Annotated in this window: 13 protein-coding genes; 4 read left to right on the forward strand and 9 right to left on the reverse strand. The window is 65.7% G+C overall.

The window, feature by feature from the left end; translation table 11 throughout:
* Positions 1-66: 66 nt before the first annotated feature.
* Together RhoFasB10_RS04140 and RhoFasB10_RS04145 are read right to left on the reverse strand one after the other, a co-directional pair.
* Positions 67-546, reverse strand: a complete 480-nt coding sequence (locus tag RhoFasB10_RS04140) for an ATP-binding protein (protein WP_240930868.1) — start codon at positions 544-546, stop codon at positions 67-69.
* A gap of 21 nt (positions 547-567) precedes the next feature.
* On the reverse strand, positions 568-948 hold the full coding sequence (locus tag RhoFasB10_RS04145; protein ID WP_068425537.1) for an STAS domain-containing protein: 381 nt from the start codon (positions 946-948) through the stop codon (positions 568-570).
* Positions 949-1,042: 94 nt separating this feature from the next.
* Here RhoFasB10_RS04145 and RhoFasB10_RS04150 point away from each other — a divergent pair, with 94 nt between their 5' ends.
* Positions 1,043-1,420, forward strand: a complete 378-nt coding sequence (locus tag RhoFasB10_RS04150) for a CrcB family protein (protein ID WP_254303498.1) — start codon at positions 1,043-1,045, stop codon at positions 1,418-1,420.
* Positions 1,417-1,779: a CrcB family protein gene (locus tag RhoFasB10_RS04155; RefSeq protein ID WP_167675201.1), complete on the forward strand. Its 363-nt coding sequence runs from the start codon at positions 1,417-1,419 to the stop codon at positions 1,777-1,779. Before RhoFasB10_RS04150 ends, RhoFasB10_RS04155 begins: the two co-directional genes overlap by 4 nt.
* Here the strand turns inward: RhoFasB10_RS04155 and RhoFasB10_RS04160 are convergent.
* The 4 genes from RhoFasB10_RS04160 to RhoFasB10_RS04175 form a co-directional block, all read right to left on the reverse strand.
* Positions 1,764-2,330 carry a YdcF family protein gene (locus RhoFasB10_RS04160; protein WP_167675313.1) on the reverse strand — a complete coding sequence of 189 codons (567 nt, stop codon included), beginning with the start codon at positions 2,328-2,330 and terminating at the stop codon, positions 1,764-1,766. The two genes, RhoFasB10_RS04155 and RhoFasB10_RS04160, sit on opposite strands and share 16 nt — an antisense overlap.
* Positions 2,331-2,465: 135 nt before the next feature.
* Positions 2,466-2,666 (reverse strand): hypothetical protein, encoded by a 201-nt coding sequence (locus RhoFasB10_RS04165; RefSeq protein WP_068425551.1) that lies wholly within the window; start codon positions 2,664-2,666, stop codon positions 2,466-2,468.
* A gap of 121 nt (positions 2,667-2,787) precedes the next feature.
* Positions 2,788-4,140, reverse strand: coding sequence for an LLM class flavin-dependent oxidoreductase (locus RhoFasB10_RS04170; protein ID WP_167675203.1), 1,353 nt, complete (start codon positions 4,138-4,140; stop codon positions 2,788-2,790).
* A gap of 26 nt (positions 4,141-4,166) precedes the next feature.
* A complete protein-coding gene (locus RhoFasB10_RS04175; RefSeq protein WP_167675205.1) occupies positions 4,167-5,399 on the reverse strand; it encodes an acyl-CoA dehydrogenase in 1,233 nt (410 codons plus the stop codon).
* Between the two features lie 265 nt (positions 5,400-5,664).
* Between RhoFasB10_RS04175 and RhoFasB10_RS04180 the strand changes: the two genes are divergently transcribed.
* Positions 5,665-7,527, forward strand: coding sequence for a DUF4012 domain-containing protein (locus RhoFasB10_RS04180; RefSeq protein ID WP_167675207.1), 1,863 nt, complete (start codon positions 5,665-5,667; stop codon positions 7,525-7,527).
* On the opposite strand, the gene RhoFasB10_RS04185 is transcribed toward RhoFasB10_RS04180, so the two are convergent.
* Positions 7,517-8,878 (reverse strand): MFS transporter, encoded by a 1,362-nt coding sequence (locus RhoFasB10_RS04185; protein ID WP_167675208.1) that lies wholly within the window; start codon positions 8,876-8,878, stop codon positions 7,517-7,519. The two genes, RhoFasB10_RS04180 and RhoFasB10_RS04185, sit on opposite strands and share 11 nt — an antisense overlap.
* 42 nt (positions 8,879-8,920) lie before the next feature.
* Between RhoFasB10_RS04185 and RhoFasB10_RS04190 the strand changes: the two genes are divergently transcribed.
* The gene (locus RhoFasB10_RS04190) at positions 8,921-9,511 is read left to right on the forward strand and encodes a hypothetical protein (RefSeq protein ID WP_167675210.1); all 591 of its coding nucleotides are present in this window, start codon (positions 8,921-8,923) and stop codon (positions 9,509-9,511) included.
* Here RhoFasB10_RS04190 and RhoFasB10_RS04195 read toward each other — a convergent pair.
* Positions 9,495-9,791 carry a hypothetical protein gene (locus RhoFasB10_RS04195; protein WP_068425568.1) on the reverse strand — a complete coding sequence of 99 codons (297 nt, stop codon included), beginning with the start codon at positions 9,789-9,791 and terminating at the stop codon, positions 9,495-9,497. The genes RhoFasB10_RS04190 and RhoFasB10_RS04195 overlap by 17 nt on opposite strands.
* A 54-nt stretch (positions 9,792-9,845) precedes the next feature.
* The gene (locus tag RhoFasB10_RS04200; RefSeq protein WP_084423711.1) at positions 9,846-11,327 is read right to left on the reverse strand and encodes a polysaccharide biosynthesis tyrosine autokinase; all 1,482 of its coding nucleotides are present in this window, start codon (positions 11,325-11,327) and stop codon (positions 9,846-9,848) included.
* Positions 11,328-11,332: the final 5 nt, after the last annotated feature.

Genomic DNA, 11,332 nt, shown 5'->3' on the forward strand with positions numbered 1-11,332 from the left:
CACTGCTGACCCTGAGGCGATTGTGCTACGTCACAACTGCGACTGTCCGGGCTTTGCGGTAACTCCTCAGGCGGATTGCGGTGCGCCCCACACCATGCGCACGACGGTGCCGTCGTGATCGGACGTAACGGTCGTCGAGTCCGCCAGCGCGTGCATGAGAGGAACCCCGCGGCCGCGCGTCGCATCCGGGGCATGCACTGACCAGACGCCGTGGTCGCAGATCGTCACTTCGATCTGCCCGGTCTCCGGGGCGTACAACGCGTGCAGATCCAGAGTCCCTGTCGCGCCGTCCTGTTGGTATGCGTGTTCGACGGCGTTCGCGAGAGCTTCGTACGTCGCCAGAACGACGTCGTACACCCGCTCGGGCTCGACCTCGAGACCGGTGAGCCATTCGCCGAGTGCGACTCTGAGCGCGGACGCCCGGTCCGGGGCCGCGGCTTCGCCGTCGAAGTTCAGGTGCATGACGTCCCCTCGACCTGGGCTGAGTAACTGTCCGGTGGCAGCGTCGAGCGGCGTGTCGTCTCCACCGAGTGCTGTGACCTTCATGAGAGCGTCATACCCGAAACTTCAGGACTTACCCGCATCGAGTGCAGTAAGTGCTTCGTCGACGGTCGCGTAGATGCCGAACAGCTGGTCGAGGCCGACAAGAGCAAGCGGTCGACCGGTTGCAGGCCCATCGGCAACGACGGCGAAGCTCGCCTTCTCACCGAGCTGCTGGTGGGTCGAGGCAAGCAGCGACATTCCCGCCGACGCGAGGAACCCGACGTCGGTCAGATCGATGACGAGGGCTGCCGGCGATTTCCCGAGAACCAAGGAGATGGACTCCGACAACTGCGGTGCGGTCACCAAATCCAGCTCACCGGATACGGTCACGACGACGATGTCGTCGCGCCAATCTACTGCTACGTCGAAATGTTGAGGCCCAAGGCCCGACTCGTCCACGGTCACAGAAGAACAAGATACCCGAGGGCTCGCGACCCCTCACATGGTGCTGTTGCGCGCTCACCTGGCGTTGGGTCGGTTTCACACTAGAGTCGAGCGGGTGACGACCGATCGCCTTCCCTCGCTGTCGGCGACGGCCCTCGGTGGAGCTGTGGGCGCCGTGGCCAGATTCCAGATCTGGCAGATACGCGATTCGTCGCGGTGGTTGATGGTCAGCACGTTCGCGGTGAACGTGGTGGGGTGCCTGCTGCTCGGTGCCGCACTCGGATACTTGTCGGGCTCACGCGCTCCGATGCTGCGCGCCGGCGTGCTCGGGCTCGCCTGCGGCTTCACCACGTTCGGCTTCTACGCGCTGCACGGCGTCACGTACGACGCCGCATGGCACTCGGTCCTCTACATCGTCACGACGCCCGTGCTGTCGGTCGTCGCTCTCGCTGTGGGCGCCTTGATCACCCGACCGGTGGCCGCGCGTCGATGATCCTTCTTCTACTCGTCGCCCTCGGCGGCGGCGCCGCAGCTCTGACGCACGTCGCGTTGACCGAGGCCGCCACCGATCGCCGACGCGTTCTCCTTCTCACCGTCTCGACGTGCGGGATACTCGGCGTCGTCATCGCCGCAGCACCGCCGCAGTGGATCGTCGGCGTCGTGTGCTTCGGATTCCTGGGCGGCCTGGCACCGATGTCGTCGGTCGCGTTGTGCACGGTCACGCAGATACGCGACGGCAGAGTGCGCGACGCGGCGCTCTTCCTCGCGGCCAACGTCGTCGGTGGCGTCGCGTGCGTGATGTTCGGAATTCTGTTGTTGAAGTCCGGCGTGACGCTCTACTCCAAGTTCTGACAGTCGCCCTGGACAGCGGCCTTGACGAACCCAGCTACCTGGTACAGGTAGGTGTACTCCCAGAAGACGAGAGAGAAGTTGTAGGTGCGCGGCACGGCCTGCATCGTGACGTCGCCGTCGAAGCACTGATCGAAGATGTAGCGCGCTCGCGGCAGGTGGTAGCGCCAACTGACGACGACGACGTGGTCCCACCCTCGTTCTCGCGCGAGTTCTTGGGTGAAGATCGCTTCGCCACGCGTCGTACTCGGCTCGGGTGGAATGCAGAGCACCGTGTACTTCTCGGTGTCGGCGCCGCAGTATTTCTTCATGACGGGGTCTTTCGGCCCGTACGGGTCGGACAGCACGACGGTGTCGGCGACGCCCTGCTCGGCGAGCGAGACTCCGTATGCCTCACGGCCGTCGTGTTCGCCGCCCAGGACGATGATGGCGTCGGCGCGTGAGACCGGATCGATGCGCGCTTTGGTGAATGTCACATAGCCGCCGATTCCGACCACCGACATCACGATGACCGGGAGCACGATGGCCACCACGATCCATCGGCTTCTCCGCATCACCCGTCCAGCGTAGGCAGCGACGCGCGACGACGCCTCGGCCAGCGATGAAGCTCACGTTCCCGAACAGGCATCGATGCGCCGCGGCAACCGTTGGACGGCTGCCACGGCGCATCGATGTCGTCTGCCGCGGACCTACTGGCTCGGCTGCGGGAGGTTGCAGTCCGTCACTTTGGGATTGACCCCTACGTAATTGAGCGGACCGGCTACGACGGTGAGGGCGATGGTCCCGACGCCCGCGCAGTTCTCCGGCGCGCTGGAGGCGTATCCCCTCTGGAACACTGCGACGGCTCCGATGACGAGCCAGATCAGGACGATCAAACTGACGATTCGCATGACTTCACATCCCCTCCCGTGACCGCCCATCGGCCACTGCGGACCGGGCGGATACCCGGTCCGAGGTGGGCGAAACCCAGGCGCTGCGCGCTCGTGCGTGCTTGGTCGGCCCAGAGTCCGACTAAGCGCGCACGGGTGCGGAGCGCACTTCCAAGCTCGCGTCGGCGAGGCCGAGGTGATCGCGCAGCGTCGTTCCGGTGTAGTCGGTACGGAACAGCCCGCGGCGCTGGAGTTCCGGGACCACGAGGTCGACGAAGTCGTCGAACGTGCCGGGAGCCTGTGCTGCGGACAGGATGTAGCCGTCGGCCTCCCCGCCGTTGAACCCTTCCTCGATCTGGTCTGCGATCTGCGACGCCGTCCCGACGAACTGCGGCAGCAGAACACCCTGTGCATACAGCTTTCCGATGTCGCGCAGCGTGAGCGAGTCCTTGTCGCTCAAGCGGTGTGCGACGTCGAACAGGCCCTGGCTACCGGGGACGGTGACCTCCTCGATGGGTGCGTCGAGGTCGTACTGCGAGAAGTCGTGGTCGGTGTGCACCGACAGCGTGATCAGTCCCGAGATCGGGTCGGCGAGTTCATTGTGGAACGCCTGCTTCTCCCGCGCGATGGACTCGGTCTCGCCGACGAACGGCACGAACGACGGGAAGATCTTGATGTCGTCCGGGTTGCGGCCGAAATTCGACGCGCGGGACTTGACGTCGTCGTAGTAGGCCCTGCGTCCTTCCTTCGTCGGGTCGATCTCGAAGATCGCGTCGGCCCACCGCGCCGCGAAATCCTTTCCTGTCGAGGACGATCCGGCCTGGAAGATGACCGGACGACTCTGCGGCGAGTGCGGCACGGTGAGCGGGCCACGCGTCTTGAAGAATTCCCCGTCGTGGTCGACGGTGTGCACCTTGTCCGGATCGGCGAACAGTCCGGATTCCTTGTTCTGCACGAGGGCGTCGCGCTCCCAGCTACCCCAGAGCTTGTACGCGACTTCGAGGAATTCCTGTGCACGAGCGTAACGTTCGTCGTGACCGAGATGGTTCTCGATTCCGAAGTTCTGCGCCTCGGCCTGGTTGAGCGACGTCACGACGTTCCAGCCTGCGCGCCCGCGACTGAGGTGATCGAGCGTCGCGAAGATGCGTGCGAGTTCGTACGGGTGGAAGTACGTCGTCGACTTCGTGATCGCGAGGCCGATCTTGTCGGTGACGCCCGCGAGCACGGCGGCGACCAGCGACGGATCGATGGTCGCCGACGCCTGAGTTCCGCTGCTCAACGGAACGCGAATGTCGTTGCCGTAGCGGACCGGCGTGGCCAGCAGGTCGGCGAAGAACAGGAAGTCGAACTTGCCGCGTTCGAGCGTCTTCGCCACGCGCGTGTAGTAGTCGGGCCCGAGATAGTCGGTTTCCGACGCCGGATGCCGCCACGCGGCATGAGAGTGGGTGACGTGCGATGCGATGAGGAAGCCTGCGAGGTGCAGTTCGCGTGACATGTGAATTTCCTTGTGCGTGAGTTCGATCAGAAGTAGCCGTTGAACGGCAGGGGCTCGTCGTTGAGAATTTTGTTGCCGATGGCAGCGGCCTTGTACGCGGCAGGGTTGTGCAACGTGATCGTGCGGATGTTGCGCCAGTGCCGATCCAGGTTCTTCGCGCGCGACGCGGCAGATGCGCCGCCGACCTCGAACAGAACCGTCGCCGCACGTGTGGCGATGTCGTCGATGTGCACCTTCGCCTGCGACGCACGCAGCGACGCGAGGGCCGCGAGGTCGGCGTCGGGTACGGCGTTCACGAGAGACGCGTAGGCGGCGTCGATGGCATCCGCTGCAGCGAGCGTCGTCGACTCGGCGGCGAATGCCGTGCTCGCCAGTTGTCCGACTGCGTTCTGCAGCAACGGGTCTCGCGTCAGCTCTTCGGTCGGTCCATGCGCGAACCCGCGGGTGCGGCTTCCGATCAGGTCGACGGCGTCGGTCACGACGCTGCGCAGAATTCCGCTGACGAGACCGTGCAAGTACAGCTGGAGGAATGCGAACTGATAGGACGGGTCAGGCGCGGCGTCGAGCGGGATGCGCGAGACGATGTCGTCCTCGGTCACCGACACAGACGTGAATCGTGTTGTCCCGGTCCCGGTTCGGCGCTGACCGATCCCGTCCCAGTCGTCGACGATCTCGACGCCGTCGCGATCGGTGGGAACGATGACGGATGCGACGGCGACACCGTCGATGTCGGCCCAGATGCTGACGTAGTCGGAGAACAAGGTGCCGGTGCTGTAGAACTTCTCGCCGTCGAGCAGGAACTTGTCACCGTACGCAGTCAGGTGTGTTCCGTACTTGAAGTTGCCGACGGCCTGGCTGCCGCGCTCGCTGCTGGCGTTGCCGAAAATCTTGCCCTGCAGGATCAGCTGGATCCAGCGGTCGTTCTCGAATCCCGGATAGTCGACGGCGGTCGCCTGACGGAGTCGTTCCTCGACGAACCAGAAATGGGTGCGCAGGATGTGCGCGACGATCGGGTCGGCCTCGGCGATGTCCGCGATGACGCCGAACAGTTCGCGGACGGTGAGCCCGCCACCGCCGATGTCCTTCGGGAGTCGAAGCGCTCCGACGCCCGCCCGCCGGAGTGCGTCGATCTGGTCGAACGGGTTCTGATCCTCCAGGTCACGCCTGCTCGCTCCCTCGGCGATGGTCGCGAGAAGTGCGCGGTATTCGGTCGAGCCGGGAACGAGCACGCCGACGGGCTTGTCTACTGCGGTGGTCATGCGTTCGATCGTCGAACCTTCAGCGCACGTTGTCAGTAGTTCAAATCAGCCTGAACATAAGAATTCCCGGCTTCGGTCGTTGCTCGACGTGGGCGTCGAGGTCACCGGCCCCTCCCCGCGCACCTTTCAGCGGATGCGCACGTTGCAACCCGCGCGTTCGCTGAAACCTGCGCGGCCGAGGCGTGCCTGCACCCGACCCGTTCCCAGTTCGCCTCCCCGTCACCCGCTTTGTACGCTTACGCGAACGAAGGGACCCTTTTCGACGATGAGCAGACGCAGTCTCGACTCCTACGACGCGTACGGCGGGTGGACCGACGATTCCCGTCGGCGTAATCGGTTACGACGACGTCGTCATGCCGATGCTCGTCGCAACCGGCACCGCACGCGTCGACGCGTCCTCCTCGGGTCGGGTGTCGTCGTCCTCGTGCTGTTCGCGCTGTGCGGCTGGCTCGGATACACCGCGTACAGCGCGTATTCGAATCTGTCTGCGGCCAAGGACCACGCGGGTGCTGCCAGGGCTGCCCTGCTGGGGGGCAACAGCGAGCGCGCATCCGCGCAGTCTGCAGACGCGGTCCGCACGTCGAGCGACGCCGCGAGCGCGACGGGTTCGCCGATCTGGCGGGCCGCGTCGGCGATCCCGTTCGTCGGCAGCCCGTTGCGCACGGTCTCGGAGATCACCGAGGTGGTCGACGGGCTCGCGACCGATGTCCTCGCACCGGCGGTCGAGGTGGGAACCGCGCTCGATCCCAAGCGTCTTCGCACTCCCGACGGCCGTATCGACGTCCAGGCGTTGCGCGACGCGGCCCCCGCGCTCACCGAGGCCGCGTCGGCGGCGGTTGCGTTGAACGCACGCGCGGCCGAGATCGCCGAGCCGTCGTACCTCCGCCAGGTCGACGATGCACGGATTCAACTCCAGGATCAGGTGCACGAACTGTCGACGCTTCTGACCAACACCAGCGTCGCGTCGCAGGTGTTGCCGTCGATGATGGGCGCCGACGGGCCGCGTAGTTACTTCATGGCGTTTCAGACCAATGCGGAGTCGCGTGGAACCGGCGGGCTGATGGGCGGTTTCGGCATCGTGACGGCCGTCGACGGCCGTGTGCAGGTCGACGATCTCGCCCGGAACAGTGAACTGAAGGAACGCTACGACCCGATCGACCTCGGTCCCGACTTCTACGCGGCGTACGAGGAGCGCTACCAGGCGACCCAGAACTGGCAGAACAGCAACATCAGTCCACACTTCCCGTACGCGGGGCAGATCTGGCAGTCGATGTGGCAGCAGGAGACCGGTGAGATAGTCGACGGCGCCCTTGCGACGGATCCGGTTGCGCTCAGCTACGTACTGGACGTCGTCGGGCCCGTGACGATGGCCGACGGCGAAGTCATCGACGCCGACAACGTCGTTCGTATCACGCAGTCGGACGCCTACTTCCGCTTCCAGGACGACAATCGTGCCCGCAAGGACTACCTGCAGGAGATCGCGGCCAGGGTCGTGACGAAGATGCAGGGTGACATCGGCTCTCCCGCAGCACTGCTGGAAGCTTTGGGCCGCGCCACGAGCGAAGGTCACATCGCGGTGTGGAGTGCGGACCCCGCGATTCAGAGCATCATCGGTCCCACGAAGATCGGGCACGAGATTCCCGATTCCCCGGCCCCGTACGCGGCCGTCGCGGTCACCAACGGTGCGGGCGGAAAACTCGACTACTACCTGCAGCGCGACGTCACGTACACGGGCGGATCGTGCGAGGGCCCGACGCGTCCCACCAAGGTCGTCGCCGAGATCACCAACAACGCGCCGGCTCAGGACTATCCGGTGTACGTCGCGGGGCGTCAGAACGAGTCCACTCGGTTCGGCGGCCCTCCCGGCACCAACCGCAGCGTCGTGCAGTTGTACGCGACGCAGGGCGCGACACTCGAGAACGTCACGCTCAACGGCAACCCGGTGTTCCTGGTGACGGCGAGCGAGCGCGGGCACCCGTTCTTCTACACGCCGATCGTGACCGAGCCCGGACAGACCAACGTGCTCGAGTTCGACCTGATCGAGCCGACGGCGCCGGGCGAGGCGCAGGCACCGGTGCAACCGCAGGTGCAGCCGTCGACGTCGACGGTGGACGTGCCTACCTGCTGACGGCCTCGCGGTCGTCGACCAGGGTGTCGAGTTCGCGGCCCTTCGTTTCCGGGGCCGCGAACGCCATCCACAGGACGGCGACGAGGACGAGCCCGCCGACGATCGCGAACGTCATGGGCAGGCCGAGCACCGGCCACAGGACCGACCCGAACAGCAGCGGAGCGAATCCCGTCGCGGCACGGCTGACCGACGACGCGTAGCCGAAACCGGAGGCGCGCAACGTCGTCGGATAGAGCTCGGAGACATAGCAGTAGAGCACCGGGATCGCGATCTGCACGACGAAACCGAAGACCGCGAGCCACACCAGTGCACCGGATCCGGCGTCGAGCATCATCGCGAAGACCACGAGCGCAGCGCCGGCCACCGGCCCCGAGATACCGATGACCCACTTACGCCCGACCACCTCGACGAGGTACGCGGACACGATCACGCCGACGATGCCGACCCCGGTCATCAGTGTCGTGCCTGCGAATGCGGCGAAGTCGTCGTAGCCCTGTCTGCGCAGAATCGACGGCATCCAGCTCAGTGCGGCGTAGTACAGCAACATGATCGACACGAAGAGCAACCACGCGGCGGACGTGATCCGCGAGCTGTAACTCCACACTGCCTGCAGTCCTGCGAGCGCGGACCGCTTCGGCGCGGTCTCGGCGACGATCTCGTAGGGCTGGGGCACGGCTCCGGTGCGCACGACCATGTCGTCGATCACCGCCCGCGCCTCCGCTTCTCGGCCGACCTTGGCGAGATAGATCGGCGATTCCGGGATTCCGCGGCGAACCCAGAACAGCAGCAGCGCAGGCAGAACCATGAACAGCAGCATGACGCGCCAGCGGGTGTCGCCGTTGATCGGCACGAGCATCGTGGCGACGACGCCACACACGGTCGCGCCGATCGGCCACCATCCGTCCATGGCGGACAGCACTTTTCCGCGTATCCGACGCGGCGAGAACTCGCTGACGAGGGCGTAGTCGACGGGAATGCAGCCGCCGAGGCCGAATCCGGCACAGAATCGGAGCAACACGAAGATCTCGAAGTTCGGCGAGAACGCACCGAGCACCGAGAAGAGCGCGAAGATCAGCAAGGTCAGCGAGAACGCGCGTTTGCGTCCGACGCGGTCGGCGATCGTGCCCCACACGACGGCGCCGACGGCCATGCCGATCAGGTTGCCCGTGGCAACGAGTCCGCGTTCGGCCTGCGAGAGATCCCAATACGTTCCGAGCAGAGGCGTCAGAAACCCGTTGAGTGCGACGTCCCAGGCATCGAACATGTAGCCGAGTCCGCCGATGACGAATATTCGTCCCTGCACTGCCCATTTCCAGGGGAGCTCCTGCACCACCTGTTCACCGGTCTTCACCGCCGTATCTTCTCATCGCACGGCTCGGTATACAGTCGTGCCATGCGAACGGCGGCAGCGCTCGTGGCTGCAGCGCTGCTCGTGGCGGGGTGCAGCGGCGACCAGAACACGAGTACCGAGGTAGAGACCGAATCCTCGACGACGCATCAGGTCCACTACGCATCCGGATCGATGACGGTCGGATATCCCACGCCCGCGCCCCCGCCGACGGGTTCGCCGTCGGTCGTTCCCGGCTTCGTGGATCAGCCGCCCGACAGCACGTTCACCATTGCCGACGTCCGAATCGCCGACGGCACGGCCGTGTTCACGTTCGACGGCGACGGCGTCGTCAACTACGTGGCGCGCTATGTCGACGAGGCAGCCGTCTACGGCAGCGACCAGACGGTGGACGTGCCGGGGCGGTCGATTCTGCAGCTCGACCTGATCACCGATCCGTCCGCGGACACCACGCAGATGGTCCGGTCGACGGTGACGGCTCCCGAGGCCGAGGGGCCGGTCTTCGTGCACACGGCCCAGGCGTCGGAAGGGGTGTTCCAGGCGTTCATCGGGACGTCCGTCGACAGATCGGACATCGTCGTCGTGCCGCAGCAGAATCCGCCGACGCTGACGGTGTCGGTCACCGGAGCGGCTTGAGCACCCGGCTCGGCACCCAGTGCGTCACGGTCTCGCTGCGATCCTTCGACATCAACTGATAGGTGACGCGGCCGATCCAGTCGCCGTCGACCGTCATCGACCACTCCGTCAGATCAGCCGGTACGACGGTGCGGACCTCGAACCCGTCCGCGGTGTAACGGCCGGTGTGGTGCGGTGGCTGCGGGTAGAGCACCGCGAGATCCACCAGCACCTTGACCGGTGGGGTGAGCACCTTGAACGGCTGCCGCCGCGGGTGCGCACCACCATCCCATCCGTCCACCGATCGATCATATGTTCGAAAGCATGATCGACTCAAACGAGACGACCGGTGAAGTTACTTGTAGCGCGACGCTTCGCTGACGCCGTTGCGAGCCGGGCCGCCGTCGTAGGGCTGGGCAGCGGGCTGGGCAGTCGAGTGGACGCTGGGCTGCGCCGGGCTCAACACCTGCTTCGGCACCGACTTGTCCGTCTCGTAGTAGTACGCGTAGCCGTCTCCGCCACGACGGCCGGAGGTGGGCGTCATCGTGAAGACCGCGCCGAGGATGTGCGCACCGATGGTGGTCAGATTGCCTGTCGCGCGCTCGAGTTCGGCTTCGGACGTGTGGCCGTGGCGTGCGATGACGAGCGCGCCGTCGCTGTGTGTCGTCAGTAGCGCGGAGTCCGTCACCGGCAGCAGCGGTGCGCCGTCGACGATGACGTAGTCGAACCGGCCACGCAGGTCCTCGATGACGCGGCGCGACGCCTCGGAGCCGAGCAGCTCGCTCGGGTTCGGCGGCAACGGCCCCGACGCCAACACGTCGAGTCCGACGAACTTGCTGGGCTGCAGGACGTCGTCGAGACCCGCCTGTCCCGCGAGGACCGTCGACAGTCCGACGGACCCGATGAGACCCAGGTACTTCGACACGCGCGGCCGACGCAGGTCGCCTTCGACGAGGACGACGTGATGGCCGGCTTCGGCGAGCGCGAGCGACAGGTTGATCGCCACCGTCGTCTTGCCCTCCGACGGGACGGCACTGGTGACGACGATGACGCGCGGCGGATTGTCGACCTCGAGGAACTGCAGGTTGGTGCGCAGCTCGCGGAACGCCTCGGCGCTCGACGAATGTCCGGCACCGAACGACACGATCGACGAATCCTTGAGGCTCTTGTCGAACGGGATGTTGCCGACGAGCGCCGAATTCGCGGACTTCTCCAGCGTCTTGCGGTCCTTGATGGTGTTGTCGAGACGGTCGCGCAGGACGGCGAGTGCGATACCGAGAAGCAGACCGACGGCAGCACCGAGCGCGAGGTTGCGCTTCGTCTTCGGGCTGACGGGCGTCGACGGTGTCTGCGCCTGTTCGACGAGGCGGACGCCTGCCGTCGGAGAGCCGCCGTCCTCCGGGGTTTCGAGTTCACGGACGAGCGTGGTGAGCTGGGTCGCCATCGAGTTCGCGACGTCGCGGACCGTCGCCGCGTCCGTTCCGGTGTGGCAGATGTCGAGCAGGACGGTGTCGGGCGTCGACTTGGCCGTGGTGTCGCGCGCGACCTCGGCCGGGGTAGCCGTCAATCCCAGTTCGTCGATGACGCGTGCGGCCAGGGTTTCCCCCGTCACGAGTTCGGAGTACGACGCGACGCGCTGCTGCGAGAACAGGTTGCCCTGGTACGTCTCGCTGACCGACGAGCCGCCGGACGTCGACACGAACACCCGGCTGCATGCCTGGTACGTCGGTGTGGTGAGAAGCGAGACGGCGAGCGAGCCCAGAATCGCGACGGCGACAGTGACGACGATGATCATCCATCTGGTCTTCAATATCTTGAGATAGTCCTGGATTTCCACGTCGT

The organism is Rhodococcus sp. B10 (assembly GCF_011770055.1).
Taxonomy (GTDB): domain Bacteria; phylum Actinomycetota; class Actinomycetes; order Mycobacteriales; family Mycobacteriaceae; genus Rhodococcoides; species Rhodococcoides kyotonensis_B.

Excerpts from the sequence above, each read along its gene's own strand:
- RhoFasB10_RS04170 (WP_167675203.1), bottom strand. The coding sequence starts at position 4,140 with ATGTCACGCGAACTGCACCTCGCAGGCTTCCTCATCGCATCGCACGTC.
- RhoFasB10_RS04160 (WP_167675313.1), bottom strand. The coding sequence starts at position 2,330 with ATGCGGAGAAGCCGATGGATCGTGGTGGCCATCGTGCTCCCGGTCATC.
- RhoFasB10_RS04180 (WP_167675207.1), top strand. The coding sequence starts at position 5,665 with ATGAGCAGACGCAGTCTCGACTCCTACGACGCGTACGGCGGGTGGACC.
- RhoFasB10_RS04155 (WP_167675201.1), top strand. The coding sequence starts at position 1,417 with ATGATCCTTCTTCTACTCGTCGCCCTCGGCGGCGGCGCCGCAGCTCTG.
- RhoFasB10_RS04140 (WP_240930868.1), bottom strand. The coding sequence starts at position 546 with ATGAAGGTCACAGCACTCGGTGGAGACGACACGCCGCTCGACGCTGCC.
- RhoFasB10_RS04190 (WP_167675210.1), top strand. The coding sequence starts at position 8,921 with ATGCGAACGGCGGCAGCGCTCGTGGCTGCAGCGCTGCTCGTGGCGGGG.
- RhoFasB10_RS04175 (WP_167675205.1), bottom strand. The coding sequence starts at position 5,399 with ATGACCACCGCAGTAGACAAGCCCGTCGGCGTGCTCGTTCCCGGCTCG.
- RhoFasB10_RS04165 (WP_068425551.1), bottom strand. The coding sequence starts at position 2,666 with ATGCGAATCGTCAGTTTGATCGTCCTGATCTGGCTCGTCATCGGAGCC.